Consider the following 25,632-nt stretch of genomic DNA (forward strand, 5'->3'; position numbering starts at 1 on the left):
TCCGACATGCTCCGCCAGGTACGGCTCGTCTGCAGGCGGATGGTCTTGCACAGTTCAACTTGCACGCGAGTTGAACGGCCGTTTGAAACATGCGCAGAAGACCCGCCATTTCAGTGAGCGCGTTCACCTGAACTGAATGGTCAACTTCTGTCCGACGGGTTGTTCCGGAGCAGTCTCGACCGTCTGACCGACCTCCGGGGACGGGCGCGAACGAGCAGCCCAAGCACTGAGGTCTAGGCTCCGGAGCATGCCTACGGTCCTGCTCGTCCGCCATGGCCGCACGACTGCGAACGCGCAGGGCTTGCTCGCAGGCCGCACAGCAGGAGTGCGGCTCGACGCTGTCGGTCGCGAGCAAGCGGCGCGCACTGCGGCGCGGCTGGCGGACGTGCCCCTCGCCGCGGTGGTCACGAGCCCGCTGGAGCGGTGCCGGCAGACGGCGCGTGCGGTCGTCGAGCACCAGCAGCGAACTGACGGCGGCGCACCGCCCACGCTCGTCGAGCGCGGCATCAGCGAGTGCGACTACGGGCAGTGGCAGGGCCGGGCGCTGAGCGACCTGGCGAAAGAGCCGTTGTGGTCGCAGGTCCAGTCGCAGCCGTCGGCGGTGACGTTCCCGGGCGGGGAGTCGCTCGCAGCGATGCAGTCGCGGTCGGTGGCGGCGGTCCGCCGCCACGACGCCGCCGTCGGCGAGCAGCACGGCGAGGGTGCGGTCTGGGCGGCGGTCGCGCACGGCGACATCATCAAGTCCGTGCTCGCGGACGCGCTGGGCATGCACCTCGACCTCTTCCAGCGCATCGCGGTGGGCCCGGGGTCCGTCTCGATCGTGCGGTACGGGCCACACCGGCCCGAGGTCGTGGCCATGAACACCGACTCCGGCGACCTGTCCTGGCTGCGCGGCGCCGCACCTGCGGGTGACGCGCCCGTCGGCGGCGGGGCCGGCGCGGGCGCCTCCTAGAGTGGTGGCATGACCACTGTGGTGCACGAGTTCGACTGGCCCGACCGGGTCGTGATCGGGACGGTCGGCCGTCCAGGTGAGCGCACGTTCTACCTCCAGGCCCGCGCGGGCAAGCGGACCGCGAGCATCGCCATGGAGAAGGAGCAGTCGGCCGTGCTCGCGGAGATGATCGACCGGATGCTCGACGAGCTGGTGACGGCGGACGACAAGCTCTCCATCCCCGCCGAAGCCCCCGCCGAGCTCCTCGACGACGCGCCGCTGGACCAGCCCGTCGAGGAAGAGTTCCGGACCGGCTCGATGCGCCTGGGCTGGGACCCGAGGACCGCGCAGATGGTGATCGAGGCCTTCCCCGTCGAGGAGGACCTTCCCGGCAGCGACGACGACGCGCTCGACGTCGCAGCCGAGGCCGAGTCCGAGCCCAGCGAGATGCTGGTGGTGCGGATCCCCGTCGGCACCGCCCGGGCGTTCGCCGAACGCGCCCGCCGCGTCGTCGCGTCGGGCCGCCCGACCTGCTCGGACTGCGGCATGCCGATGGACGAGGGCCACGAGTGCGCCCCGGAAGCCGACGCGTGACAGCACGGCGCAGCAGCCCGACGGTCGCGCCGTGACCGACCAGCAGGTCGACCTCCACACGGGCGACCTTGAGGTCGTGGGCCGCATTCAGACGGCATCGAACGCGACGTACGTCGGCCGGATCGGCACCACCACCGTCGTCTACAAGCCCGTGACCGGCGAGAAGCCGCTGTGGGACTTCCCGGACGGGACGCTGGCGGGTCGCGAGGTCGCGGCCTACCTCGTCTCCGAGGCCCTCGGCTGGGGCGTCGTGCCCCGGACCTGGCTGCGCGACGGGCCGCTCGGCCCGGGCATGGTCCAGCTCTGGCAGGACCAGGACCCCGACCAGGACCCCGTCGACGTCGTCCCGTCCCACGCCGCACGGCGCGACGGTTGGCGCGTGGTGCTGGAGGGCAGCGGCGCCGACGACGAGCCGGTCTGCCTCGTGCACGAGGACTCGACGTCGCTGCGCCGCATGGCGGTGTTCGACGCGCTGGTGAACAACGCCGACCGCAAGGGCGGCCACGTGCTGCCGCTGAGCGACGGCCGACGCCTCGGGGTCGACCACGGCGTGACGTTCCACGTCGAGCCGAAGCTCCGCACGGTGCTGTGGGGCTGGGTCGGCCAGCCGCTCCAGGTCGACGAGCTCGACGGCGTCCGACGGGTCCGCGCGAGCCTCGAGGAGCACGACGACGGCGGCCTCGGTGGCCGCCTCGCCGCACTCCTCGACGACGCCGAGGTCGCCGCCCTGGCCGAGCGGTGCGACCGGCTGCTGCGCACCGCCGTCTTCCCGTCGCCCGAGGGCGACATGCCAGCCGTGCCCTGGCCGCTCTTCTGAGCGACGGAGACGAGTGCTCGTACCCGCATCCGTCAGGAGCTTGGCGAGTCGCTGAAAGAGAGCCAGTTCCGAGTTCCTGAAGGTTGTTGCCTACGGATGATGTACATACCGAGCAGGACATGGTCCGGGTCGCGTTCCCTGGCCCGCTTGGACTGGATCGTCCACCAGAGGCCCCCTGCCACGCCCAGCGCCACGAGGGTCCCGGACAGCAGGTCACTCTGGTATGTGTCGAAGACATAGGTGACGACGACGAGAACTCCGCACGCTGCGGTGACATATCCGACGACATCGGTGAGCCGGATCCGAGCGACGACCCACATCGCGAAGCCTCGTATCAAGAATGCGAGGAGGAACGCTTCGCCCAGGGCTCCCACCCCGGCCAACAGCCCCTGTGGCGCGTCCATGCGCACGCCTCCTTCTGGCAGCTCCGACGGGTGACCATGCTCGCCCAATTCTGGCAATGGCAGGTCCGTGAAGGACTCCTGTTACGGCTTGAACCGGAACATTCTAGGCTCGTCGGGTCGTGGTCTGACGGTCGGGTTCGGACCCGCCCTGAGCGTCTGCCTGGGGCTGGCGGCACCGATGCGGTGAGCCTGGACGGATAAGACGTCGCGAGTGCAGGTGTACGCGCTGATCAGGCGGGATGCGAGAGCTCAGCGGCGTCTGATCCAGTCCGCCTGCCAGGAGTAGGCGCCGTGCGCCACCTCGGAAACCGTGAGCGTGACATCCTCGCCCGGCACCAACTCACGGAAGGCTCCGTCCGGTGCATCGATCGCCGCGAACAGCGCCCAGACCTCCCGGCCGTCAGCGAGGCGCACCGCCCCGACGCCCTCTTCCTCGTCCCACGCGATGACCACACCGCGGAAGCGCTCGGATCCCATGCGTCCTCCTCCTCTTGTCACCTACGAGGGTAGAACGTCGTCGTGACGGTCAACGCGCCGGGCAGAATCCTTCCTTTGCACCGAACCTTGAACGTGATGAGGTCGGAGGACTTGACCGTCGAGGGTACCTTCACTGGCTTGAACGAGCCGTGGAAGAGGTACGACTTGGGCACATTCTTGTGCGGAGCGTTCATGCCCTGCCGCTTGCCGTTCAGCCACCACTTCATGCCACGCTCATTCACATTGCCAACGATCTGGCGCTGAAGCGTCGGTTGAATCCTCAGCCCCCAGACGACGTTCTTTTACTTGGGGCAGTTGTTCTGGAACGTGACCGTCATGTTTGCGTCCCAGAAAGACTTCGTCTGCCTGCACTTCAGTGTCTTGTTCGTGGCTGCACGGCGCACGCCACGGGAGGCGACATCGTCACGCATCGCGGCCACCTGCTCGTCCGTCGGGAGCCCTGGCATGCCTTCGGTGACCGCCTGCTCCAGATTTGCCGCCACGGCAGGGATGACCGCGACGTCCTCAAGATCCGCGTCGACAAGGTCTGCAATCTCCTCCGCGGCCTCCTCGCGATCCCGGGGCTCCAGAGCATCCAGGGAAACGATGAGCGAGGACGCCACATCGGAGGACTCGGCGGCGGTAAGGTCCACCGTCGCCACCGGGGCGAGCGGGTCGGAGAACTCCTCACCGAGTGGGGGCGCTACCTCGACAGCTGCCGCCTCCTCATCGCTCGCGTCAGGGGTTGGCGCGTCGAGCTCGTCCACCAGCACCGCCTCCCACTCTGCCGATGTGAGGCCCCCACGTTCCTTATCGCCCAGGCCGCTATCGGCTGTCGCGGCACTGGCCGCGGGTGGTGCGACAAGTCCGCAGAGGGCGAGCGTTGCGATTCCTGCAATCACATTGCGCTTGCTTGTGGTTCGGTGTATCACGTGCGCTTCCTTTCGCTGATGGTGCGCGAATAGTGACGCACGGCGATAGCGTTAGCGCAACGTCGAACGAGATGATTCAATAGTGGACGATTTAAATCGTGCCGAAACGACGACCCCGCCCCGTCGGAAGACGGGACGGGGTCGTCGCTGCTGGTTGCCCGGGGGCCAGCTCAGCCGTTACAGCGTCGCGGTGTCGATGACGAACCGGTAGCGCACGTCGCTGGACAGCACGCGCTCGTAGGCGTCGTTGATCTGCTCGGCGCTGATGAGCTCGGTCTCGGGCGCGATGCCGTGCTCGGCGCAGAAGTCGAGCATCTCCTGCGTCTCGGCGATGGAGCCGATGCTGGAGCCGGCGAACGACCTGCGGTTGTTGAACAGCGAGAACACCTGGATGGGCAGGGGCTCCGGCGGGGCGCCGACGTTGACCATGGTGCCGTCGAGGCGCAGCAGCCGCAGGTAGAGGTTGAGGTCGAGCGGGGCGCTGACGGTGTTGACGATGAGGTCGAACCGGTTGGCGAGGGTCTCGAACGTGGCGTCGTCGTCGGTCGCGTAGTAGTCGGTGGCGCCGAAGGCGAGGCCGTCGTCCTTCTTCGCGAGCGTGCGGGAGAGCACGGTGACCTCGGCGCCCATCGCGGCGGCGATCTTCACGGCCATGTGGCCCAGGCCGCCCATGCCGACGACGGCGACCCGCTTGCCGGGGCCGGCGTTCCAGTGCGCGAGGGGGGAGTAGGTGGTGATGCCGGCGCACAGCAGCGGCGCGGCCGCGGCGTAGTCGAGCGCCTCGGGGACGCGGAGCACGAAGTCCTCGTCGACGACGACGTGCGTGGAGTAGCCGCCCTGGGTGATGGTGCCGTCCCGGTCGGTGCTGGCGTACGTGCCGGTGTTGCCCTGGAGGCAGTAGTTCTCCATGCCGGCGCGGCAGTTCTCGCACTCGCGGCAGGAGTTGACCATGCAGCCGACGCCGACGCGGTCGCCGACGGCGTGCTTGGTGACGGCGGGGCCGACCTCGACGACCTCGCCGACGATCTCGTGCCCCACCACCTGGGGGTAGGTGATCGGGCCCCAGTCGCCGCGCACGGTGTGGATGTCGGAGTGGCAGATCCCCGCGTAGCGGATGGCGATCAGGACGTCCTTCGGCCCGACGTCGCGACGCTCGATGGTCGTGGGGACCAGCGGGTCGGTCGCGGACGGGGCGGCGTAGGCGTTGACGGTGCGCAAGTGTTCTCCTTCGTCGGTGGTGCGGCGTCCACCGTACGTCGTGTCCGCCCTGCACAGGGAGGTTCTGTCAGGACACCTCGGGGGAGCGGTCCCGTGCGCGGCCGGAGACGAGGAAGATCGCCACGACGGCGACGACGACGAACACGAGGTTGAAGGAGCCGGCCAGCGCGTTGAGCGAGTCGGCGCCCGCGGCCGGGCCCTGCGTGTCGACGCCGCCGGTGGCGAGGAACGTCATGGGGTCTGTCGCGGCGTGCAGGAGGATCGCGGGCACGATGCTGCCGGTCGCTCGCATCGACAGGTACATCATCGTGCCGAAGCCGAACGTGTAGACGACCGTGACGCCGACGGTGGCCAGGCTCTGCCCGGAGGCGAGGTTGCTTGCGTGCAGGAGGGCGAACAGCACCGAGGACAGCACCATCACGGCCCGCTCCCCGTAGCCCGCGCGCCGCAGCATGACGACGGCGACGCCGCGGGTCAGCACCTCCTCGGCGAACCCGACGCACAGCCCGAGGAACAGCACGGTCAGCACGACCGTGACGTCGTAGGACGCCCAGTCCGTGGCCGCGACGTGCAGCACCACCGGCACGAGCACGAGCACGACGGCGAGCAACATCCAGCGGCGCCCCGGGACGGGCTGACGGCCGAACACCTCCCGCCGCCACCCCATGGACGCGATGAACGCGACCAGCAGCAGCCCCATGACGAGGATGGGCAGGGCGAGGCCGAAGAACACCGTCCCGGGCGAGGACAGGAGGTCGTCGTCGTCGGTGGGGCCTTGGCCGAGCCGGCCGACGAGCCAGCCCACCCCCAGGTACACGGCGAGGTACAGGACGGCGAAGCCGAGCGCGCGCCACCAGCCCCCGCGGTCCCAGAACCGCTGCCAGCCGGACGGCGTCGTCGTCCGCTCGATCGAGCCCGCGTGGTCGGCCACGGTCACCACTCCTCGTCGCGTCGCGCGGCCGACGTCGTCGACCGGTCGGACGCGCGTTCGTCGCCGACGGGGCGAGCGTACGAGCGCCCGGTGCGGCGCGCGCGGTGGACGCCGGACAGGGGGAAGGTCAGCGCCGCAGCGCCCACCACTGGAGCAGCATGATGGTCTTGCCGTCGACGATGCGCCCGTCGCCGAGCATCGCCATCGCCTCGTCGAGGGTGAGCTCGACGACCTCGATGTCCTCGCCCTCGGCCGCGACGCCCCCGCCGGGCCCGGTGCGGTCGCGCTGGCTGTACGACGCCGCGTAGAAGTGCACCTTCTCGGTCACGGACCCGGGGCTCATGTAAGCGGTGAAGACGTGCGTGACGGGCCCGACCGTGACGCCCAGCTCCTCGGCGACCTCCCGCCGGATCGCGGTCTCCGGGTCGTCGCCGTCCAGGAGACCCGCCGCCGTCTCCAGGAGCATCCCGTCCGGGTGGTCGTTGACGTAGGCGGGGTAGCGGAACTGGCGCGTGAGCAGCACGGTGGAGCGCGCGTCGTCGTGCAGCAGGATGGTGGCCCCGTCGCCACGGTCGTAGGTCTCGCGCTCCAGCGTGTCCCAGCGTCCGTCGCGCCGGCGGTAGTCGAGCGTCGTGCGGCGCAGCACGTGCCACCCGCGGGAGGTGAGCTCGACGTCGCGCACGACGACGTCGGGGTTGCGCCGCAGGTCCCGGCCCGCCTGGTCGAGGCCCGTCCGGCCCCGGTGGTCGGGGACGTCGATGCCGGGCTGTCCAACCCCGTGCTGCCCGCCCCCGCCCTGCCCGAACCCGTGCCGCCCGCTCATCGTCCGAGCTCCGCCAGCCGCGGCACGTCGGCGACGTCGTAGTACACCGGCAGGCCGCGGCTCGTGGCGATCGCGACGTCCTGGTCGGCTCCGGTCGACTCGCCGGGCAGACGCAGCACGGCGTCGCAGTGCTGCAGGAGCCGCTGCGCGGTCGGATAGAGGACGTCGGCCGCCAGGTCGTCGTCGATCGTGGCGCCGGCCGAGTGCAGGACGGGCAGCGCCACCCACTCGCCGATCATGGGGACGTGCCCGGCCGCGAAGATCGGCCAGGCGGCCTCCTCGAGGCGTCGCAGGTTGGCCTCCATCGCAGCAGGGTCGCCGCCGGTGCCGGAGCGGTAGGGGCCGGCGATGAGGATGAGCAGTGGTCGAGTCATGGCCCTAGACTAGGCACAAACATGCAGAACTACGAAGAAACGAGAAACAGCATGCTCGCTTCCGAGAGGCGCGACCACCTCCTGGAGACCCTGCGGCGCGACGGCAAGATCGTGGCGAAGATCGCCGCCGCCGAGCTCGGGCTCTCCGAGGACAGCATCCGCCGCGACCTGCGCGAGCTCGCCGCGGAAGGGCTGTGCCAGCGCGTCTACGGCGGAGCGCTCCCGGTGTCGCCGGCGATGGCGGACTACGGCGGTCGTCAGCAGGTCGCGGTGGCCGGGAAGCAGAGCGTCGCCGCCGCTGCGGTGCGGCTGATCGACCCGGGCAGCACCGTCATCCTCGACGGCGGGACGACGGCGCTCGCGGTGGCGTCCGCCCTGCCGCCGACCCTGTGGTGCACCGTCGTCACGCACAGCCCGACAGTCGCCGCCGCCCTGGTCGAGCACCCCGGCGTCGAGGTGTTCATCCTCGGCGGCAGGCTCTTCAAGCACTCCGCGGTGGCGAGCGGTGCCGCCACGGTCGAGGCCGCGCAGAAGATCGCGGCGGACCTGTTCTTCCTCGGGGTCACCGGCATCCACCCCGACGCCGGGCTGACCACGGGCGACGGCGACGAGGCGGCCATGAAGCGCGTCCTCGCCGGCCGTGCCGCCGAGACGTACGTGCTGGGTTCGTCCGAGAAGGTCGGCGCCGCGTCGCCCTACCGCGTGGTCGAGCTCGACGACGTCGCCGGCGTCGTCACCGACGCCGACCCCGGTGCCGACGTCATGCGCCGCCTCGCCGAGCGGGTCCGCGTCGTCCCCGCCTGACCCGGCTCGACGTCTGACCCGACCCCTGACCCGGCTACGTCTGACCCGACCCGACCCGTCCGCCCTCGTCCGGAGGAGCCCCATGGCCCTGCACTACCGCCACGTCGACGTATTCGCCGAGCGCGCCTACACCGGCAACAGCCTCGCCGTCTTCGTGGACGCACCCGACCTCACCACCGCGCAGATGCTCGCGATCACCCAGGAGCTGCGCCACTTCGAGACGATCTTCGTGACCGACGGCGAGGCTCGCGAAGACGGCAGCACGGAGGTCCGGGCCCGAGTGTTCGACCTGGCCGAGGAGCTCGACTTCGCCGGGCACCCGGTCCTCGGCGCCGGCTGCGTGCTCCACGAGCGGGCCGGCGCCACCGGCCCTCGGCGCTGGACGATGCGGCTGCCCCGGCGGACCGTCGAGGTCGCCACCCGGCCCACCGCCACCGGGTACCACGCCGAGCTGGACCAGGGCCCGCCGGAGCTCCTCGCGACCGTGCCGGACGACGACAGGCCCGAGGTCGCGGCCGCGCTGAACCTGCCCGTCGCAGTGCTCGCCGACCTGCCGATACAGGTGGTCTCGACCGGGCTGCGCTACCTGGTCGTGCCGGTGGTCGCCGGCCTGGCGGAGGCGCGCATCGTCCGCGACGACTTCGCGGAGCTGGTCGGCCGGTACGGCGCACAGTTCGCGTACGTGCTCGACGTCGAGGCGGTCGAGGGTCGGCACTGGAACAACGACGGCGTCCTGGAGGACGTCGCGACCGGCAGCGCGGCCGGCTGCGTCGGCGCCTACCTGGCCCGGCACGGCGTCGTGCCCACCGACACGGAGTTCCTCCTGCGGCAGGGCCGTTTCGCCGGCCGACCGAGCAGCCTCACCGTCCTGCCCCAGGGACGCGCGGACGCGCTGCACAACGTCCGCGTGGGTGGCGCCGTCAGCATGGTGGCCCGCGGGTCGCTCGACGCGGCGCCGGCCTGAGGAGCCATGTCGGACGATGTCGAGATCGCGCGCGCGGATCCGTCCCCGGACCGGAGGGCGGCGGACGGCGCGGCCCGATGGGAGGATCGCCCGATGGATCAGCACGAGATCGACGCCGAGCTCGCAGCGGCGGGGGAGCTGCTCACCGCGTCGTCCGCCGCCCATCTCGCGTACGTGGCGCAGGACGGCACGCCGCGCGTGGTGCCGGTCGGCTTCTTCTGGACCGGCGACGAGTTCGTCGTCTCGACGGCGGCGACCGCGCCCAAGGTCGCCGCGCTGACCGCCCGGCCGGACGTCGCCCTCACCCTCGACGCCAGCGACGGGGCGACCGGTGCGCGGTCCCTGTCTGTGCGCGGGCAGGTGGACGTCCGCATCGTCGACGGCGTGGTCGAGGAGTACTTGGCGGCGGCCCGCAAGGGCATGTCCGGCGAGGAGTACAAGCAGTTCGAACGCAGCTGCCGCGACCTCTACGACCGGATGGCGCGCATCGCCATCCGGCCTCGCTGGGCCCGGTACTACGACTTCGGCGCCGGGCGGGTCCCGAAGTTCCTGCAGGAGCTCGCCGAGCGCACCGCCTGATAGGGCGCTGGCACTCGCCGGACCTCACGCTCGAGGTGTCGCGACGGACGCGCGCTCGACGGGCGGGCAGGTCACGGCGAGGCGCCCGAGGGGCTCGTCGTCGAGGAGGGCGTCGAGGGCGAGCGCGCCCATCTCGTAGTGCGGCAGCGCGACGGTCGTGAGCGGCGGGTGGAGCTCCGCGGCGAGGGCCTCCTGGTCGTCGTAGCCGACCAGGCTCACGTCGTCCGGGATGCGGAGGCCGCGCTCGTGCAGCAGGAGCAGCGCGCCGAGCGCCATCAGGTCGTTGCCGCACACCACGGCGGTGTATCTGCGGCGGTCGAAGGCTTCCGCTGCCAGGCGATAGCCGCTTCGTGCGGAGTAGTCGCCGTAGACGCGGGGGATGGACGCAGGATCGATCCCGGCTGCGCGGGCGGCGTCGTCGAGTCCACGCTCCCGCTCGACAGTCGCCCATTCGCGCGGTGTGCCGCCGAGGAACAGCACGTCGCGATGGCCGGCGTCAAAGACCGCGGCGGCGGCGGCATTCCCGCCCTGACGTTCGTCGGGGAGGATGACGGCGCGCACGTCCCCCGCGCCCGCGGGGTCGACGGGCCAGCAGCTCGAGAAGGCGGTGCGAACCCCCGCGTCGAGGGTCGGTGTCTGAACCGCGAGAGTTCCGGGCGACGCGAAGATGAGACCTGCGACGACGCGGTCGAGGAGGCTCGCGACGGCGTCGGCGTCGGCACCGTGGTCGGGCTCGTCGCCGACGTCGACGACCATGCAGACGTACCCCCGCGCGCGGGCCGCGTTCTGGATCCCGAGGAGGGTGCGCCCGGCGAACGGGTGCGAGGCGATGCCGTAGGAGACGACGCCGACCGTGGTGGACCGGGCGAGCTTGAGCTCCTGCGCCGCACGGTTGAGGCGGTAGCCGAGCTGCTCGGCGGCGTCCAGGATGCGCTGCCGCGTGGCCGCGGCGACGGGGATGTCCGCCCGGTCGTTGAGGACGAACGAGACGGTGGCCTGGGAGACCCCCGCGAGGCGGGCGACGTCGACCATGCGGGGCCGTCCGGTGCGTGCCGTCGCGCCGCTGTCCCGATCTACCGCCTGATCTCGCATGCGAGCAGTGTACGGGCCGATCAATACGAATTGCGCTATACGTATTGACCCTCGGGAGAGGGCTGTGCTTCACTCGTCCGCGGCGCTGGTCAAAACGTATTGACCAGGAACACGAAGGAGTGGCCGGAGTGATGACCTCGAGGGTGCTGGACGGGACGACCGTCGCCCTGCCGGACAACGTGGGAGCGCGGCTGCGCGCCCTGCGCCGGGCCGACCGCACGCCGGTCCTCGGCCTCGCCGGCCCGCCCGGAGCGGGCAAGAGCACCGTCGCCGACGCCCTGGCGCGCCGGGCCGCCGACGAGGGGCTGCGCGCCGTCGTCGTGCCCATGGACGGCTTCCACCTGGCGAACCCGGTGCTCGACGCCCTCGGCCGTCGCGGCCGCAAGGGCGCGCCGGACACGTTCGACGTCGCCGGGTACGTGGCGCTGCTGCGCCGGCTGCGGACCCCGGGCCGCCCCGTCGTCTACGCGCCGTCGTTCGCCCGCGAGCTCGACGCCGGCCTGGCCGGCGCGGTCCCGGTGGCGCCGGACGTCGACCTCGTGATCACCGAGGGGAACTACCTGCTGCACGACGACGGCGGCTGGCAGGACATCGCGTCCGAGCTGGACGCGGTGTGGTGGGTCGGCTGCGACGACGCCGAGCGACGACGCCGCTTGGTCGACCGGCACCAGGGCCTGGGGCGCAGCCCGCAGGACGTGGCCACGTTCGTCACCGAGAGCGACGAGGCCAACGCCCGGCTCGTCGGCCCCGGCGTCGCCCGCGCGACGTACGTCCTCACCACCGACCGTGCCGGCGCGCAGGCCTGACCCGGCCCGCCGGCCACCCGAGACCCTCCACGGAAGGCACCGCATGACCACCACCGCCCCGCGCCCGCCCGCGCAGGCCGCCCCGAGCACGGCCGGCACCCAGACCGACGTGACCCCGGGCGCCGTCGTCTGGGGCCCGCTCGACAGCCCGTTCGAGCTCGACGGGAGCACCGTCACCAGCGCCCGCAAGGACGCCGGGAGCCGCGGTGTCGTGCGGTCGCGTCCGCTGCTGGTGTCGCGGCGCTACCTCGCCTACTCGATCGCCGGAACCGACTTCGAGCGGCACACCTGCCTCGACGTCGTCGTCGGCGACGAGGTCGTGCGCTCCGACACCGGGCGCGGCACGCACCACCCGCGGCGGGCGACGTTCGACCTCGGGCCGTGGCTCGGCCGCGAGGTGCGGCTCGTGCTGCGCGACGAGTCGGGCGCGCAGGGGTGGGTCGCCGCCGGCGACGTGGAGCTCACCGACCGCCCGACGGGCGCGGCTCCGGCCCAGCTCTACCGCGAGGCCCTGCGCCCCGCGTACCACTTCACGGCCCGGCAGTGGACGATGGACCGCCCGGACCCGGTCGAGCGCCAGGAGGGCTGGCTCAACGACCTCAACGGCCTCGTCGTCATGGACGGCGAGTACCACCTGTTCGCGCAGCGCTGGAACAAGTGCTGGATCCACGCCGTGAGCCCGGACCTCGTGCACTGGACGGAGCTGCCCCCGGCGTTCTTCGAGGAGGACCTCGGCGCGGGAGTGCAGTCCGGCACGTGCGTGGTCGACGTCGACAACACCTCCGGGCTCGGGACCCCCGACGGCCCGGCGCCGATGGTCGCCTTCTGGTCCGGGGCCGACAACCTCACCCAGGGCGTCTCGTACAGCCTCGACCGCGGGCGCACCTGGACGGCGTGGGCCGGCAACCCGATCATGCTGCGCGGCGAGCGCGACCCCATGGTGTTCCGGGACAGCCGTCGCGACCGATGGTGCATGGTCCTGTACGCCGAGCAGCGCTACGAGCTGCTCGTCTCCCACGACCTGCTGCGGTGGGAGCCCGTGGGGGACCTGGGCGAGGGCTTCGAGTGCCCGGACTTCTTCGAGCTCCCCGTCGAGGGCACCGACGAGACCCGGTGGGTGCTCGTCCGCGGCGACGGCCACTACTCGGTCGGGTCGTTCGACGGGACGTCCTTCGCGCCCGAGACCGACGAGCTCGTCGTCGACGGCAGCCCCAGCTTCTACGCGACGCAGAGCTGGGACGCCACGAGCGACGGCGTCCCGCGCAGGGTCCAGGCCGCGTGGATGCGCGGCAGCGTGTTCCCGCGCATGCCGTTCAACCAGCAGGTGAGCGTGCCCTGCGACCTCACCCTGCGCCGCACGGACCACGGCCTGCGCCTGCACCGCACGCCCGTGCCGGAGCTCGCCGCCCTCGAACGCCGCCACCACGGGCGCCGGCACCACGAGCACGGGCTCGACGACGGGCCGCGCACGCTGGCGCCGGGGGAGACCTGGTCGGCGTCGTTCGGCACGGGCGCGCTGCGCCTGCGGGCCGACGTCGACGTGCCGGCCGGCGGCCGGCTCGACCTCGACCTGGCCGGACGGCGGCTCGTCGTGGAGCGCGACCGCATCGTCGTCGACGGCGCCGAGCAGCCCACGCTCACGCCGCTGCGCCGGCTCGACGTGCTCCTGGACGTCGCGTCCGTCGAGGTGTTCGCGAACGACGGCGAGGCGTCGCTGACCGTTTACGGGTTCGCCGGGCAGCCGACGCTGCGCGCCACCGCCAGGGACGCGGCCGTCGTCGTCGCGTCCGCCCAGGTCGCCGAGCTCGACCCGATCTGGCCCTGACCGCACCACCCGCATGACCGGTGCGGCACTGCCGCCGCCCCGGAATCACTCGTTCGCACCGATGGAGGTGGGAAGGACATGCATCGCACGCCGCAGATCACCAGGCGGCAGTTCACCCTCGGCTCGCTCGCCGCGATCATGCTGCCGCTCGCGGGCTGCAGCCTCTCGTCGGAGATCCCTCAGGACCTCCCGACGTACGATCCCGACGACAAGACGCCCCGAGGGTTCGTCGAGCCGCCCTTCCTGCGGGCCCGGGTCGAGGCGGGCGAGCTGCCGCCGATCGACGAACGGCTCCCCGAGGAGTGCTTCGTCGTCGGCAGCGGCACCCTGCTGCAGCCCCGGTACGGGGAGTGGCGCGACGGCCGCTACGGCGGCACGATCCGCAACACCCCGACGTCCCCGACCGGCAACCTCAACCTCGCCACGGGCAGCACGATCCTGCGCTCGCCGAGCCAGACGACCGACCAGGCGATGCCCAACGTGGTGAGCCGGTTCGACGTCTCCGACGACATGCGGACGTTCGCCTTCACGCTCCGCAAGGGCCTGCGCTGGTCGGACGGCACTCCGGTCACGACCGAGGACGTGCGGTTCCTGTTCGAGGACCTCTACCGTCACCCGGACTCGAACACCCCGTTCCCGACCGACCTGTACACCCAGCGGGACACGCGGCTGGCTCCCGCCGAGCTGCGCGTTCTCGACGACCTGCGGTTCGAGCTCGCGTTCGAGGCGCCCTACGGCCAGTTCGTCGCCGCCCTGCACAGCTGGATCCCGACGGTGAGCATGCTCTTCGTCGCGTCGCACCACCTCAAGCGTTTCCACGGTGACTACGCGGATCCCGAAGAGCTCCAAGAGGAGCTCGACGCCGCGGGCGCGTCGTCGTGGGGGGAGCTCATGACGATGAAGAACCTGCCGTCGTGGTCCGCCGGCGAGGCCGACGCGCTCGGCCTGCCGGTCCTCAACGCGTGGGTGCTCACCGAGGTCAAGGAGACGAGTCGCGTCTTCGAGCGCAACCCGTACTTCTGGCACGTCGACTCGAGCGGCCAGCAGCTTCCCTATGCGGACTCGGTCGTCAACTACATCGTGGTCGACGACGACGCCCTGCTGCGGGCCGTCATGGACGGGCAGGTGACCGTCGCCGCGGGGGACAACGTGACCCTCAACAACATGGCCGTGTACACGCAGAGCAGCGAGCATGCCGACACCCGCGTGTTCCTCACGCACTCGTTCAACTTCCCGCCCCTGCTCTTCCTGAACCACGACTTCCGCCACGACACGCCCGACGACCCGTGGCAACAGCTCGTGGCCGACCCGAGGGCGCGGTTCGGACGGGCGCTGTCGCTCGCGATCGACCCGGCCGCGATCAACGAGTCCGTCTACTTCGGCCTGCACGGAGAGCCCATGCTCAACAGCGCCGAGCACGACCCCGACAAGGCGCGGGAGATCCTCGATCAGCTCGGCATGGACAAGCTGGACCGCAAGGGGTTCCGTCTCGGGCCCGACGGCTCGTCGTTCACCTTCGCGATCACGTTCCCCACCATCGCACTGGACTTCGCGCCCGTCGCGGAGCTGGTGCGCTCCCAGCTCGAGGACGTGGGCCTGCGCGTCACCATCAAGGGGGTCGACGACGGCCTCTTCGGCCAGCTCGTGTCGGACAACGCGGTGATGGCCTCCATCCACTGGAACGACGGCGCTGGGTGGTCCACGGGAATCTCCAACGACTACATGCCCAACGAGAAGGGCGCCTGGTCGCCCGAGACCTGGGCGTACGTGCAGTCGAAGGGGGACCAGGGCCGCAAGCCGCCGCCGTACATCCAGGAGTTCTACGACATCGCGAGCCGGCGCACCGAGCACCCGCCGGCGTCCCCCGAGGGCAAGGAAGCCTACGAGCGTCTCATGGGGTGGCTCACCGGTCACTACGCCTTCATCCCGACGACAGGGCGGCGGGTCAAGCCGAACGTGGCGAAGAACGGGATCGTCAACCTGCCCGCCGCCGGTGCCCCCTTCGAGCTCGACACCATCCTCAACCTGGAAGGGATCTGGTTCGAACGATGACGTCCACCGTCTCCCCGCCGCTCCGGCCGACGGCCGCCCCGGCACCCGCCAGGAGGTGCGTCCCGTGCTGAGGTACGTCGGGCGGCGCCTGCTGCTCATGCTCCCGATGCTGGTGCTGATCTCGTTCCTGTCGTTCGTGATCATCCAGCTCCCGCCTGGTGACTACGTCGACACGTACGCGCGCAACCTCGCGAGCGAGGGTGGCTCCGTCAACGCCGACCAGCTCGCCGCGCTGCGCGCCCAGTACGGCCTCGACCAGCCGATGCTCGTCCAGTACCTCGTGTGGATGAAGAACATCCTGTTCCACTGGGACTTCGGGATGTCCTTCGCCTACAACCAGCCGGTCTCGGAGATCCTCGCCGAGCGGGTGCCGCGGACGATGCTCATCTCGCTGGTGTCCATTGCGCTGACCTGGGCGATCGCCGTCCCCGTCGGCATCTACTCGGCCGTGCGCAAGTACTCGGTGGGCGACTATGTCGTGACGTTCCTGAGCTTCGTCGGGCTCGCCGTGCCGGGCTTCCTCATCGCGCTGGTGCTGATGCTGCTGGTCTACGACCAGACCGGGTTCCTCATCACAGGACTGTTCTCACCGGCGTACCGCGAGGCACCCTGGTCGGTCGACAGGCTGCTGGACCTGCTGCGCAACGTCTGGCTGCCGCTCCTGGTGCTCACCATCGCGGGAATCGGCGGCATCGTCCGCGTGCTGCGCGCATCGCTGCTCGACGAGCTCGGCAAGCAGTACGTCTCCACCGCCCGGGCCAAGGGCCTCACCGAAGGACAGGTGCTGCGCCGCTATCCGCTGCGGCTCGCGATGAACCCGCTGCTCAGCACCATCGGCTGGATGCTTCCCGCCACCGTCGGCGGCGAGATCGTGGTCTCGAAGGTGCTCAACCTGCCGACCACCGGCCCGGTCCTGCTCGAGTCCATCCAGTCGCAGGACATGTACCTCACCGGAGCGATCGTGCTGCTCCTGAGTGCGCTCACGATCATCGGCACGGTCATCTCCGACGTGGCGCTGGCCGTCGCCGACCCACGCATCCGATACGAGAGGAGCCAGGCCGCATGACTGACCTCGAGACCGCCCGCGACGACGACGTCCGGGCAGATGGACGCCGTCGGGCGGCGTCCGCGCCGCCCGACGGGGGCGACGGGTACACCGCACGGCGCGGCGCGGCCCTCCTGCGGCGGCACCGCACCGCCCGCAGCGCCCGCGCCGACGCGCGAGCGGACCTCTACGAGGCGTCGCAGCGGACCCTGGTCCTGCGCCGATTCCGTCACCACCGGCTCGCGCACCTCAGCCTCTACCTGCTTGTCGCGATGTACCTCTGCGCGATCTTCGCGGAGTTCGTCGCGCCCTACGACAAGCTCCACGGCTTCGAGGACCAGAAGTACGCGGCGCCCAGCCAGATCCATGTCGTCGACGAGGACGGCGGCTGGCACCTGCCGTTCGTGTACTCGTCGAGCACGGAGATCGACCAGGACACGTTCACCTACCGGACTGTCGTCGACACGTCCGAGCGCCACCCGCTCGGTCTGTTCGTGCGCGGCGACGAGTACGAGGTGCTCGGCCTGATCTCCACGGACATCCACCTGTTCGGCACCACCGACGACCAGCCGGTGTTCCTCACCGGGGCGGACCACCTCGGCCGCGACTCGTTCTCCCGGATCATGGTGGGCTCACGGATCTCCCTGCTCGTCGGCTTCGGCGGCGTGATCGTGAGCTTCGTGCTGGGCCTGCTCATCGGTGGGCTGTCCGGCTACCTCGGTGGTCGCGTCGACGCGGTGGCTCAACGTTTCATCGACCTGATCATCAGCATCCCCCTCATCCCGCTGTGGATGGCGCTGTCGGCGGCGGTGCCGCAGACCTGGTCCGGCGTCCAGACCTACCTCGCGATCACGCTCATCCTGTCCCTGGTCGGCTGGACCGGGCTCGCGCGGGTCGTGCGGGGGCGGATCATCGCGCTCCGCGAGGAGGACTACGTCACCGCGGCGCGGGTGTCGGCGATGCGGACCCCCGGCATCATCGGCCGGCACATGCTGCCGGCACTCACCAGCTACCTCATCGTGCACATCACCATCGCGATCCCCGGGATGATCCTCGGCGAGACCACGCTCAGCTTCCTCGGCCTCGGGATCTCGGCACCGGACGTGTCCTGGGGGTCCCTGCTGCAAGGGGCCCAGGACGTCACGGTCGTGTCGAACTACCCGTGGCTCCTCGCACCGGCGGTCGTGCTCGTGATCGCGGTGATCCTGTTCAACTTCGTCGGAGACGGGCTGAGAGATGCGGCTGACCCCTACCAGAACTGACCCGCGTCCCGGTGCGGCCGGGACCACCACCACCGAACGGCCGGACGACCCGCGGATGCGGGTGGACGACCTGCGGACGTACTTCTTCACCGAGGAGGGCGTCGTCAAGGCCGTCGACGGCGTCTCCCTCGAGGTGCACGCCGGCGAGACGATCGGCGTCATCGGCGAGTCCGGGTGCGGCAAGAGCATCATGGCGCAGTCGCTGATGCGGCTCGTCCGGTCGCCGGGCGAGATCGTGGGCGGGCGCGTGCTGCTGAGCCCCCCGGACGGCGAGACCGTCGACCTCCTCGCCGTCGAGCCCGACTCTCCGGTGCTGCGCCGCACCCGCGGCGCCGAGGTGTCCATGGTGTTCCAGGAGCCGATGACGAGCTTCTCGCCCGTGCACACCATCGGCCGCCAGATCGTCGAGGCGATCCGCGTGCACGAGGACGTGTCGAAGGCTGAGGCGAAGGAACGGGTCGTCGACCTCCTGACCCGGGTCGGCATCTCCAACCCGCGCCAGCGGTTCGGGGAGTACCCGCACCAGATGTCGGGCGGGATGCGCCAGCGCGCCATGATCGCCATGGCGCTCGCGTGCTCGCCGTCCCTCATCGTCGCGGACGAGCCCACCACGGCGCTGGACGTCACGATCCAGGCGCAGATCCTCGAGCTGCTCGACTCGCTGCAGGACGAGCGGGGCACCGCGATGATCCTCATCTCCCACAACATGGGGGTCATCGCGGAGCACGCGGACCGGCTCTACGTCATGTACCTCGGCCGGGTGGTCGAGAGCGGCACGACCGAGCAGGTGTTCGACGACCCGCGGCACCCGTACACGCGCAAGCTGCTCGCCGCGGTGCCGCGCACCGACCGACGGGTCGAGCGGCTCGAGACGATCGAGGGCTCGGTGCCCACTCCCGTCGGCCTCGGTCGTCGCTGTGGGTTCGCGTCCCGGTGCGCGGTCGCCATCGAGGGCCGCTGCGACACGGTCGTCCCCGGCCTGGACGAGGTCGAGCCGGGTCATCACGTGAGGTGTTTCCAGGTCAGCGACGCGGAGGAGCCCGACCATGCCTGGTCCGATGTCTGAGCCGACGACAGCCCCGTTCGCAGCCCCGGTCACGGCGCCAGCCGCCACCCCCGACGACCGGGTCCTGGCCGTCCGGTCGCTCCGCAAGGAGTTCCCCGTCACGTCCGGCCTGCTGCGCCGCACGCGGGGCAGCCTGCGCGCCGTCGACGACGTGAGCTTCGACCTCGGCCGGGGCGAGACGCTCGCCCTGGTGGGGGAGTCGGGCTCCGGCAAGACGACGCTGGGCCGCGCCGTCGTCCGGGCGATCGACCCGTCGTCGGGGGAGATCCTGCTGCGCACCGACGACGGCGACGTGGACCTCGCCCGCATGAGGGGCCGGGCGCTGCGGGAGCGACGTCGGGACTTCCACATGATCTTCCAGGACCCGTACTCGTCCCTCGACCCCCGGATGACCGTGCTCGAGGCGGTTCGCGAGCCTCTGGTGCAGAACAGGGTCGGGGCACCCGACGAACGTCGGGACCGCGTGGTGGACGTCCTGGAGCGGGTGGGCCTGTCGGCACGCCATCTCCACCGCTACCCGCACGCGTTCAGCGGCGGACAGCGCCAGCGCATCGGCATCGCGCGCTCGCTGGTCTGCGACCCGCGTTTCGTCGTCGCGGACGAGGCGGTGTCCGCCCTCGACGTCTCCGTGCAGGCGCAGATCCTCAACCTGCTCAAGGACCTGCAGGGTGATCTCGGACTGTCGTACCTGTTCATCGCGCACGACCTCGCTGTCGTCGAGTTCCTGGCGCACCGCGTGGCCGTGATGTACGCCGGGCGGATCGTCGAGCTCGCGGACACCGATGCGCTCTTCGGCCGCCCCGCGCACCCGTACACCGAGGCGCTGCTGTCGGCGATGCCCGTGCCCGAGCCGCACCAGTCGCGAGAGCGGATCGTGCTGTCGGGCGAGCCCGCGAACGCAGCGGCCCTGCCGAGCGGGTGCGTCTTCCATCCGCGGTGCCGCTATGCCGTGCCGGACTGCGCCGTGCAGGTACCTGAGCTGCGCGTGCTCGCGTCGGGGCACGCGGTGGCGTGCCACCGCGCGGACGAGCTGGCGCTGCAAGGGACGGGGGCCGTGTGACGGCCCTCTCCACCGTGACCTTGTGGAACCGGTCGCCCGGTGCCCGCAACACCTCGTCTGCACTGCCTTCCCGAGAGGACCGCCCACCCCGATGACCGCCACGACGGAGCTGTTTCCCTACCCGGCGACGGACCACCGTGAACCGCGCCGCGGCCGCTTCCACTTCAGCCCCCAGGCGGGCTGGATGAACGATCCCAACGGCCTGGTGTACTACCGCGGCACGTACCACCTGTACTTCCAGCACAACCCGCACTCCCTCGAGTGGGACACGATGCACTGGGGACATGCCACCAGCCCCGACCTCGTGCACTGGACGCAGCAGCCGATCGCGCTGCACCCTGACGTACACCCGGGGGCGTTGTTCTCGGGCGGAGGCGTCGTCGACGTGACGAACACCTCCGGCCTCGCGACGGCGCAGCACGACCCGATCGTCGTCTTCACCGGCACGCAGGGCGTGCGTGCCATGGTCAGCCTGGACGGCGGTGACACGTTCGAGCCGCTCGACGACGGGAGGGTGCTCGCCACACCGCCCGGGCGTGAGAGCCGCGACCCCAAGGTGTTCCGGCACGAACCTTCCGGGAAGTGGGTCATGGTCGTCTGGTCCGACGACGACGGCAACGGCGTGAACTTCTTCGGCTCGCCCGACCTGCGGGAGTGGACGTTCCTGAGCCGGTTCGCCGCCGACTGGATGTTCGAGTGCCCCGACGTCTCCGTCATGGCGCTGGACGGCGATCCCGGCGAGCTGCGCCACGTGCTGGTCTCCGCGAGCGGTGGCTACCTCGTCGGCGACTTCGACGGGCTGGAGTTCGTCCCCGCGGGGGACCGGCCGCAGCACGTCACACGCCACCCCGGCGGTGCAGGCTCCGACTACTACGCTGCCCAGACCTTCTCGGACGCTCCGGACGGGCGTGTCGTCTCAGTGGCCTGGCAGGGTCGCAACCGTGGACCGACCTGGACGGGGAACCTGTCCTTCCCCGTCGAGCAACGCCTGCTCAGCTCCGCCGACGGTGTGCACGTGCACAGCGAACCGGTCGCCGAGATCGCCCTCCTGCACCGCGAGGTGCGGACCGAGCAGGACGTCGCCGTGACGGCGGCCGGGCTGCGCATCGGCGCGGACCCGTCCGCGCGCGACACCGACGGGCTGGACGTCGAGGTCGCGGTCGACCGCGCGCGCTCGAGCGCACGCCAGCTGATCCTGGAGGCCGTCGTCCCGGGCGGGTGCGCCGAGACGATCACGGCCTACGACCTGGAGGAGCACGGCCTCGACGGGCACCCGCTCCCCGCCGCAGGGCAGGCTGCGGACGCCGCGGTCGTGCGCGTCCTCGTCGACCGCGACCAGGTCGCCGTCTTCGCGGCTGGTGGACGGCACTACGTCGCCGTGAACAGGGCGCTGGAGGACCCGGAGCGGACCGCCGAGCTGCGGCTGCGCGCCGACGGGGGAGACGCCGTGCTGTCGACCCTGACCGTGCGACGCCTTGGTGCGTCGTGGAGCTGACACCTCCGCCGGACGCGGTCTTCGCATGGCCCGGGGACGAGCCGGAGCCGCGCCGTGGACGCCCCAGCGGCGACGGTTGGGAGTGCGGTGGTGCGCTGGTGCGCGCGGTCCATGGGCCAGCCGGTCTCGACGTCAGCGTGGAAGGGGCGGCCGCCCTGAGTCGTGTCGCGCTGCGCTGGGACCGGCCGCTGCCGGAGGGCTCGCTCGTGCTCGGCGACGCCTGGGAGCGAGCCTACGGTGACCTTCGGTGGGAGCCGCCGCGGCCCGAGCGCGTGCTCCCGTGGTACTGGCTCGCCACCACGCCGGACGGCGGCGTGCGCGGTGCCGGTGTCCGGGTCCGGCCCGCCGCGTTCTGCAGCTGGACCGTCGACCTGACAGGGACGACCCTGTGGCTCGACGTCCGCTCGGGCAGCGAGCCGGTGCGGCTCGCCGGCCGTCGGCTGGACCTGGCGACCGTCGTCGCGGTGGAAGGTGAGGATGCGGGGCAGGACGGGGCGGACGGCTCGCCGTTCGTCGCGCTGCAGGGGCTGTGCGCGGCGCTCTGCTCCGACCCGCTCCTGCCGTCCGTTCCCGTCTTCGGCAGCAACAACTGGTACTACGCCTACGGCGTCGGGTTCGACGCGTCCGCGATCCTCCGGGACGCCGACGTCGTCCGCGGCGCGATGGCCGCCCCCGACGGGTCACCGTTCTGCGTGATCGACGCCGGGTGGAGCGAGGGCGGCACCGCTCCCGGGGGCCCTTGGGACCACGGCTGGCGCACCTTCTCCGACATGGCGTCCGTGGCCGACTCCATCCGAGACGCGGGCTGCCGCCCTGGCCTCTGGTTCCGCCCCCTGCTCTCGCGCGAGCCGGTGGCGGGCAGCCGCACCGAGCGGCTCGGAGACGAATGGCCCCTCGACCCGAGCCGGCCCGAGACGCTGGCCCTCGTGGCGCAGAGCGTCCGGCGGTTCGGCGAGTGGGGGTACGAGCTCGTCAAGCACGACTTCTCCACCTTCGACGTGTTCGGGCGGTTCCACGCGCGCTCCGACGTCGAGGTCGGCGCGACCCGATGGCGGTTCGCCGACACGAGCCGGACGACTGCCGAGATCCTCGTCGACCTCTACAGGACCGTCCGCGACGCCGCGGGCGGAGCGACCGTCATCGGGTGCAACACGGTCGGCCACCTGGCCGCCGGGCTCGAGCACGTCCACCGGGTGGGCGACGACACGTCAGGTCGTCAGTGGGAGCGCACCCGCCGCATGGGGGTGAACTCGCTCGCCTTCCGCCTCGCCCAGCACGGCCGGTTCTTCGCCGTCGACGCCGACTGCGTCCCGTCGACCCCGCAGACCCCGTGGACGCAGAACCGGCAGTTCCTCGAGCTTGTCGCGGCGGCCGGGACGGCGACGTTCGTGTCGGTCGACCCGACGACCCTGGACGCCCAGGTCGCGGCCGACCTCGCCAGGGCGGCGGCACTCGTCGCCGACGGCGGCGTGGACCAGGGCGTCGAGCCGCTCGACTGGCAGAGCACCCCGACCCCGCGCCGCTGGCGCGTCGGTACGGAGCAGCGGACCTACCGGTGGGAGCAGCCGTGGGGCGCGGACGTCCGGCTCGAGGACGTCTGAGCAGTTCAGAGTCTCGCCGTGGTCCCCCCGCTCGTGGACGTCATCGGCGCTCGCTCACGACCACGTCGACACGGTGCGTGCCCACGGCGCCGGCCGGGAAGTGCACACCGTGCGCGGAGACGTCGGCGCCGTCGACGAGCACCACGGGGAGCCCGTCGCCCGGCTCGCCTCCGCGCAGCGTGATGTCGAGGGTGGCCGCGCCGTACGGCAGCCCCCGCAGCTCGACGGTCTCGCCCGCCGTGAGGGGGAGCGGGGCGAGGCGCAGCCCCTCCGCGGACGGCTCCAGCCCGACGACGCCCAGGTGCACGAGCCGCAGCAGCGACGTCGCGGACCAGGTCTGGTCGGGCTCGCTCGGCCAGACGCGGCCGCACTGCCAGCCGCCGTGCGGGGCGCCGGTCGACGGGTCGTACACCTCGTCGAAGCGCCCGCCGCTCGCCCGCACCGCCGCGCGGAAGTCCTCGAGGCATTGCACGACGCCCGCGCGGTCACCCGCCGTCGCCGACGCCAGGCCCGCCAGGCCCATGACCATCGGCCAGCACATCGCGTTGTGGCGGCCGGGGCGCGCGTCGTCGTACCGCTCGAAGTGGCCGGCGACGTTGACCACGCCCGCGGGCCCACGACCGACGGACGCGAGCACCGCCGGGACACGCTCCGGGGGTACCAGACCGCCGACGACGACGAGCGCGAGGCCCGCGGCCTCGCGGTGGTGGTCGAGCGTGCCCGCCCGCGGACCGGAGCCGTGCAGGAAGTAGCCGTAGGTGTCCCCGTCGCGCAGGTGCTCCTCGATCGCGGCTGCCAGGGCGTCGGCGCGAGCGTCGAGCCCCGACCCGTGGTGGCCGAGCCGGTCGGCGACCGCGACGAGGCGGCGCAGGGCCAGCACGTACACGACGTTGGTCGAGAGCGTCATGATCTCGTGCGCGTCCGGGTAGTCGAGCACGAAGGAGCTGAGCTCGTCCGCCGTGGCGGGCCCCACGGGCAGGCCGGAGATCCCGTCCTGCATGAGGCCTGGCCCTGCATACAGCCCCCAGCGGGGACGGAACCGCTCGCGGTGCAGGATGTCGAGCGACGCCGTGCCGACCTCCCAGACGACCTCGAGGAACTCGGGGTCGTCCGCGGCCCACGCGTGGTCGGCGGCGGCGAGGACCCAGACGACCTGGTCCCACCACTGGTCGTCCTGCGCGACCACCAGGCGTCCGTCCGCGGTCCGCTCGCACACCCGCAGCAGGGTGGCGCGCGCGTCCTGCGGGCGCAGCAGGCTCGCCGCGCCCCAGCAGTTGAGCGCGGCGTCGCGGGTCCACGGCTCGGGGTAGCCGCCCCCCGCACGGATGAACGGGCCGGCGTCGTCGTGGACGACGTTGCGGGCGAGCGTGTCCTGCGCGAGCGCGTAGAGCTCGGACAGCCAGGGCATGGACGAGGCACCGACGGTGGTGGTCATCGGGCGATCCTGGCACCGCTGTCAGTCGACGTCGACACTCCTCGCCACGCGCGCGCCGAACACGACCGGAGTGCCGTCGCGTCGCCCCCCGGAGCCCGCGTGTCGCGTCGTCCGCACCTGCCCGTCGGGGTGGACGGCCGCTATCGTGAGCGCCAGGTCACAGCGCCGTCGCGAGGAAGCGAGCCGTGATGAGGATCGAGAAGATCGCCCAGGAAGGGCAGTGGTGGGCGCTGGCCGCCACGCCGGTCGCGATCGTGCTGGGCATCGGCGAGAGCCCGTGGCTGGTCACCGGCATCTTCGTGCTCGCGCTCCCGCTCACGGCCGTGCTCGCCATCCCGCTGCTGCTGCGCGAGCTGCTGGCGCTCCGCCGGGGGGAGCGTGCGATGCCGCGCCCGTTCGCCTGCGCCACCGTGATCGTGTGGGCGTCCGTGCTGGTCGTGGCGATCGGCCTCGGGTCCGGTGTCGGCCGGTCAGGAGTCGAGTCCGCCCTGATCCTGCTGGGCGCGGCCTGGCTCGTCCAGCTCGCGACGGTCGGCACGCGGCCGACGGCGTCGGTGGTGCTGACCGGAGGCGTCAGGGGATGGGCACGGCCCGGTCCGGGCCCAGGCGCTTCATGACCAGGGTCGACGTCAGGCGCTGTACGCCGGGCAGCGACCCGAGCGCGGTGTCGAAGAGCTCCTGGTAGGCCGCGAGGTCGCGGGTGAGCACGCGCAGCAGGTAGTCGGGCTCGCCGAACAGGCGCTGCGCGTCGACGATGTTCGGCACGGCGGCGACGGCCGCCTCGAACCCGGCGACAGCCTCGACGTCGGTGCGCCGCATGGTGACGAACACGAGCGCCTCGAACGTGAGCCCGACCGCGTCCGGCGCGACCACGGCGCGATAGTGCGCGATCGCCCCGGAGCTCTCGAGGGCTCGCAGGCGGCGGTGGCACGTCGACAGGCTCAGCCCGACCCGGCCGGCGAGGTCGGTGGTGCTCATGCGCCCGTCGTCCTGCAGCAGTGAAAGGATCTCCCGGTCGATCTCGTCCATGCCGGAAAGTCTTCCA

General features: G+C 71.6%; 28 protein-coding genes. 16 read left to right on the plus strand and 12 right to left on the minus strand.

What is annotated here, in order from left to right:
* The first annotated feature begins 247 nt into the window (after nt 1–247).
* From ACWGKI_RS01050 to ACWGKI_RS01060, 3 genes are read left to right on the plus strand one after another with little or no spacing between them, the layout of a single operon-like run.
* On the plus strand, nt 248–952 hold the full coding sequence (locus ACWGKI_RS01050; RefSeq protein WP_452183959.1) for a histidine phosphatase family protein: 705 nt from the start codon (nt 248–250) through the stop codon (nt 950–952).
* Between the two features lie 9 nt (nt 953–961).
* Nucleotides 962–1,525 (plus strand): DUF3090 domain-containing protein, encoded by a 564-nt coding sequence (locus ACWGKI_RS01055; RefSeq protein ID WP_452183961.1) that lies wholly within the window; start codon nt 962–964, stop codon nt 1,523–1,525.
* Between the two features lie 31 nt (nt 1,526–1,556).
* Nucleotides 1,557–2,342, plus strand: coding sequence for an SCO1664 family protein (locus ACWGKI_RS01060; RefSeq protein ID WP_452183963.1), 786 nt, complete (start codon nt 1,557–1,559; stop codon nt 2,340–2,342).
* 32 nt (nt 2,343–2,374) lie between these two features.
* On the opposite strand, the gene ACWGKI_RS01065 is transcribed toward ACWGKI_RS01060, so the two are convergent.
* The 9 genes from ACWGKI_RS01065 to ACWGKI_RS01105 all read right to left on the minus strand — a co-directional run bounded on the left by ACWGKI_RS01065 (nt 2,375) and on the right by ACWGKI_RS01105 (nt 7,501).
* Entirely contained in the window at nt 2,375–2,746 is a 372-nt protein-coding gene (locus ACWGKI_RS01065) for a hypothetical protein (protein WP_452183965.1), read from the minus strand.
* A gap of 249 nt (nt 2,747–2,995) precedes the next feature.
* Nucleotides 2,996–3,223, minus strand: coding sequence for a hypothetical protein (locus ACWGKI_RS01070; RefSeq protein ID WP_452183967.1), 228 nt, complete (start codon nt 3,221–3,223; stop codon nt 2,996–2,998).
* 17 nt (nt 3,224–3,240) lie between these two features.
* Nucleotides 3,241–3,450: a hypothetical protein gene (locus ACWGKI_RS01075; RefSeq protein ID WP_452183969.1), complete on the minus strand. Its 210-nt coding sequence runs from the start codon at nt 3,448–3,450 to the stop codon at nt 3,241–3,243.
* A gap of 75 nt (nt 3,451–3,525) precedes the next feature.
* Complete coding sequence (locus ACWGKI_RS01080; protein ID WP_452183971.1) at nt 3,526–3,990, minus strand: hypothetical protein; 465 nt, start codon at nt 3,988–3,990, stop codon at nt 3,526–3,528.
* Between the two features lie 342 nt (nt 3,991–4,332).
* Nucleotides 4,333–5,373, minus strand: coding sequence for an NAD(P)-dependent alcohol dehydrogenase (locus tag ACWGKI_RS01085; protein ID WP_452183973.1), 1,041 nt, complete (start codon nt 5,371–5,373; stop codon nt 4,333–4,335).
* Nucleotides 5,374–5,440: 67 nt separating this feature from the next.
* Nucleotides 5,441–6,304 (minus strand): CPBP family intramembrane glutamic endopeptidase, encoded by an 864-nt coding sequence (locus tag ACWGKI_RS01090; RefSeq protein ID WP_452183975.1) that lies wholly within the window; start codon nt 6,302–6,304, stop codon nt 5,441–5,443.
* Nucleotides 6,305–6,306: 2 nt separating this feature from the next.
* Nucleotides 6,307–6,453, minus strand: a complete 147-nt coding sequence (locus ACWGKI_RS01095; protein ID WP_452183977.1) for a hypothetical protein — start codon at nt 6,451–6,453, stop codon at nt 6,307–6,309.
* Nucleotides 6,432–7,127 carry an NUDIX domain-containing protein gene (locus ACWGKI_RS01100; protein ID WP_452183979.1) on the minus strand — a complete coding sequence of 232 codons (696 nt, stop codon included), beginning with the start codon at nt 7,125–7,127 and terminating at the stop codon, nt 6,432–6,434. Before ACWGKI_RS01100 ends, ACWGKI_RS01095 begins: the two co-directional genes overlap by 22 nt.
* Nucleotides 7,124–7,501, minus strand: coding sequence for a DUF4406 domain-containing protein (locus ACWGKI_RS01105; protein ID WP_452183981.1), 378 nt, complete (start codon nt 7,499–7,501; stop codon nt 7,124–7,126). The genes ACWGKI_RS01100 and ACWGKI_RS01105 overlap by 4 nt, the downstream gene beginning before the upstream one ends.
* 51 nt (nt 7,502–7,552) lie before the next feature.
* Here ACWGKI_RS01105 and ACWGKI_RS01110 point away from each other — a divergent pair, with 51 nt between their 5' ends.
* From ACWGKI_RS01110 to ACWGKI_RS01120, 3 genes are all read left to right on the plus strand, one after another.
* On the plus strand, nt 7,553–8,305 hold the full coding sequence (locus tag ACWGKI_RS01110) for a DeoR/GlpR family DNA-binding transcription regulator (protein WP_452183983.1): 753 nt from the start codon (nt 7,553–7,555) through the stop codon (nt 8,303–8,305).
* Nucleotides 8,306–8,387: 82 nt separating this feature from the next.
* Nucleotides 8,388–9,269, plus strand: coding sequence for a PhzF family phenazine biosynthesis protein (locus ACWGKI_RS01115; RefSeq protein ID WP_452183985.1), 882 nt, complete (start codon nt 8,388–8,390; stop codon nt 9,267–9,269).
* 93 nt (nt 9,270–9,362) lie between these two features.
* On the plus strand, nt 9,363–9,848 hold the full coding sequence (locus ACWGKI_RS01120; RefSeq protein WP_452183987.1) for a pyridoxamine 5'-phosphate oxidase family protein: 486 nt from the start codon (nt 9,363–9,365) through the stop codon (nt 9,846–9,848).
* Between the two features lie 24 nt (nt 9,849–9,872).
* Here the strand turns inward: ACWGKI_RS01120 and ACWGKI_RS01125 are convergent, their stop codons facing one another.
* The gene (locus ACWGKI_RS01125; RefSeq protein ID WP_452183989.1) at nt 9,873–10,940 is read right to left on the minus strand and encodes a LacI family DNA-binding transcriptional regulator; all 1,068 of its coding nucleotides are present in this window, start codon (nt 10,938–10,940) and stop codon (nt 9,873–9,875) included.
* A gap of 131 nt (nt 10,941–11,071) precedes the next feature.
* Between ACWGKI_RS01125 and ACWGKI_RS01130 the strand changes: the two genes are divergently transcribed.
* The 9 genes from ACWGKI_RS01130 (at nt 11,072) to ACWGKI_RS01170 (ending at nt 23,152) form a co-directional block, all read left to right on the plus strand.
* Entirely contained in the window at nt 11,072–11,746 is a 675-nt protein-coding gene (locus ACWGKI_RS01130) for a nucleoside/nucleotide kinase family protein (protein WP_452183991.1), read from the plus strand.
* Nucleotides 11,747–11,789: 43 nt separating this feature from the next.
* Nucleotides 11,790–13,571 (plus strand): GH32 C-terminal domain-containing protein, encoded by a 1,782-nt coding sequence (locus tag ACWGKI_RS01135; protein WP_452183993.1) that lies wholly within the window; start codon nt 11,790–11,792, stop codon nt 13,569–13,571.
* Nucleotides 13,572–13,649: 78 nt separating this feature from the next.
* Nucleotides 13,650–15,623 carry an ABC transporter substrate-binding protein gene (locus tag ACWGKI_RS01140; protein WP_380240249.1) on the plus strand — a complete coding sequence of 658 codons (1,974 nt, stop codon included), beginning with the start codon at nt 13,650–13,652 and terminating at the stop codon, nt 15,621–15,623.
* 64 nt (nt 15,624–15,687) lie between these two features.
* A complete protein-coding gene (locus ACWGKI_RS01145; RefSeq protein ID WP_380240247.1) occupies nt 15,688–16,689 on the plus strand; it encodes an ABC transporter permease in 1,002 nt (333 codons plus the stop codon).
* The gene (locus ACWGKI_RS01150; RefSeq protein WP_380240245.1) at nt 16,686–17,930 is read left to right on the plus strand and encodes an ABC transporter permease; all 1,245 of its coding nucleotides are present in this window, start codon (nt 16,686–16,688) and stop codon (nt 17,928–17,930) included. Before ACWGKI_RS01145 ends, ACWGKI_RS01150 begins: the two co-directional genes overlap by 4 nt.
* Nucleotides 17,905–18,996, plus strand: a complete 1,092-nt coding sequence (locus ACWGKI_RS01155) for an ABC transporter ATP-binding protein (RefSeq protein WP_380240243.1) — start codon at nt 17,905–17,907, stop codon at nt 18,994–18,996. The genes ACWGKI_RS01150 and ACWGKI_RS01155 overlap by 26 nt, the downstream gene beginning before the upstream one ends.
* Nucleotides 18,977–20,056 carry an ABC transporter ATP-binding protein gene (locus ACWGKI_RS01160; protein ID WP_452183996.1) on the plus strand — a complete coding sequence of 360 codons (1,080 nt, stop codon included), beginning with the start codon at nt 18,977–18,979 and terminating at the stop codon, nt 20,054–20,056. The genes ACWGKI_RS01155 and ACWGKI_RS01160 overlap by 20 nt, the downstream gene beginning before the upstream one ends.
* A 91-nt stretch (nt 20,057–20,147) precedes the next feature.
* Nucleotides 20,148–21,551, plus strand: coding sequence for a hypothetical protein (locus ACWGKI_RS01165; protein WP_452183998.1), 1,404 nt, complete (start codon nt 20,148–20,150; stop codon nt 21,549–21,551).
* Between the two features lie 98 nt (nt 21,552–21,649).
* Complete coding sequence (locus tag ACWGKI_RS01170) at nt 21,650–23,152, plus strand: hypothetical protein (RefSeq protein WP_452184000.1); 1,503 nt, start codon at nt 21,650–21,652, stop codon at nt 23,150–23,152.
* Between the two features lie 40 nt (nt 23,153–23,192).
* On the opposite strand, the gene ACWGKI_RS01175 is transcribed toward ACWGKI_RS01170, so the two are convergent.
* Nucleotides 23,193–24,587: an MGH1-like glycoside hydrolase domain-containing protein gene (locus ACWGKI_RS01175; protein ID WP_452184002.1), complete on the minus strand. Its 1,395-nt coding sequence runs from the start codon at nt 24,585–24,587 to the stop codon at nt 23,193–23,195.
* A gap of 185 nt (nt 24,588–24,772) precedes the next feature.
* Here ACWGKI_RS01175 and ACWGKI_RS01180 point away from each other — a divergent pair, with 185 nt between their 5' ends.
* Complete coding sequence (locus tag ACWGKI_RS01180) at nt 24,773–25,204, plus strand: hypothetical protein (RefSeq protein WP_452184004.1); 432 nt, start codon at nt 24,773–24,775, stop codon at nt 25,202–25,204.
* Here ACWGKI_RS01180 and ACWGKI_RS01185 read toward each other — a convergent pair.
* Nucleotides 25,161–25,616, minus strand: coding sequence for an Lrp/AsnC family transcriptional regulator (locus tag ACWGKI_RS01185; RefSeq protein WP_452184006.1), 456 nt, complete (start codon nt 25,614–25,616; stop codon nt 25,161–25,163). The genes ACWGKI_RS01180 and ACWGKI_RS01185 overlap by 44 nt on opposite strands.
* Nucleotides 25,617–25,632: the final 16 nt, after the last annotated feature.

The sequence above is a fragment of the Isoptericola sp. NPDC055881 genome, from assembly GCF_053615895.1.

Excerpts from the sequence above, each read along its gene's own strand:
- ACWGKI_RS01105 (WP_452183981.1), bottom strand. The coding sequence starts at position 7,501 with ATGACTCGACCACTGCTCATCCTCATCGCCGGCCCCTACCGCTCCGGC.
- ACWGKI_RS01150 (WP_380240245.1), top strand. The coding sequence starts at position 16,686 with ATGACTGACCTCGAGACCGCCCGCGACGACGACGTCCGGGCAGATGGA.
- ACWGKI_RS01100 (WP_452183979.1), bottom strand. The coding sequence starts at position 7,127 with ATGAGCGGGCGGCACGGGTTCGGGCAGGGCGGGGGCGGGCAGCACGGG.
- ACWGKI_RS01185 (WP_452184006.1), bottom strand. The coding sequence starts at position 25,616 with ATGGACGAGATCGACCGGGAGATCCTTTCACTGCTGCAGGACGACGGG.
- ACWGKI_RS01140 (WP_380240249.1), top strand. The coding sequence starts at position 13,650 with ATGCATCGCACGCCGCAGATCACCAGGCGGCAGTTCACCCTCGGCTCG.
- ACWGKI_RS01165 (WP_452183998.1), top strand. The coding sequence starts at position 20,148 with ATGACCGCCACGACGGAGCTGTTTCCCTACCCGGCGACGGACCACCGT.
- ACWGKI_RS01110 (WP_452183983.1), top strand. The coding sequence starts at position 7,553 with ATGCTCGCTTCCGAGAGGCGCGACCACCTCCTGGAGACCCTGCGGCGC.
- ACWGKI_RS01160 (WP_452183996.1), top strand. The coding sequence starts at position 18,977 with ATGCCTGGTCCGATGTCTGAGCCGACGACAGCCCCGTTCGCAGCCCCG.
- ACWGKI_RS01050 (WP_452183959.1), top strand. The coding sequence starts at position 248 with ATGCCTACGGTCCTGCTCGTCCGCCATGGCCGCACGACTGCGAACGCG.
- ACWGKI_RS01055 (WP_452183961.1), top strand. The coding sequence starts at position 962 with ATGACCACTGTGGTGCACGAGTTCGACTGGCCCGACCGGGTCGTGATC.
- ACWGKI_RS01075 (WP_452183969.1), bottom strand. The coding sequence starts at position 3,450 with ATGAAGTGGTGGCTGAACGGCAAGCGGCAGGGCATGAACGCTCCGCAC.
- ACWGKI_RS01115 (WP_452183985.1), top strand. The coding sequence starts at position 8,388 with ATGGCCCTGCACTACCGCCACGTCGACGTATTCGCCGAGCGCGCCTAC.
- ACWGKI_RS01155 (WP_380240243.1), top strand. The coding sequence starts at position 17,905 with ATGCGGCTGACCCCTACCAGAACTGACCCGCGTCCCGGTGCGGCCGGG.
- ACWGKI_RS01070 (WP_452183967.1), bottom strand. The coding sequence starts at position 3,223 with ATGGGATCCGAGCGCTTCCGCGGTGTGGTCATCGCGTGGGACGAGGAA.
- ACWGKI_RS01175 (WP_452184002.1), bottom strand. The coding sequence starts at position 24,587 with ATGACCACCACCGTCGGTGCCTCGTCCATGCCCTGGCTGTCCGAGCTC.
- ACWGKI_RS01065 (WP_452183965.1), bottom strand. The coding sequence starts at position 2,746 with ATGGACGCGCCACAGGGGCTGTTGGCCGGGGTGGGAGCCCTGGGCGAA.
- ACWGKI_RS01135 (WP_452183993.1), top strand. The coding sequence starts at position 11,790 with ATGACCACCACCGCCCCGCGCCCGCCCGCGCAGGCCGCCCCGAGCACG.
- ACWGKI_RS01120 (WP_452183987.1), top strand. The coding sequence starts at position 9,363 with ATGGATCAGCACGAGATCGACGCCGAGCTCGCAGCGGCGGGGGAGCTG.
- ACWGKI_RS01125 (WP_452183989.1), bottom strand. The coding sequence starts at position 10,940 with ATGCGAGATCAGGCGGTAGATCGGGACAGCGGCGCGACGGCACGCACC.
- ACWGKI_RS01130 (WP_452183991.1), top strand. The coding sequence starts at position 11,072 with ATGACCTCGAGGGTGCTGGACGGGACGACCGTCGCCCTGCCGGACAAC.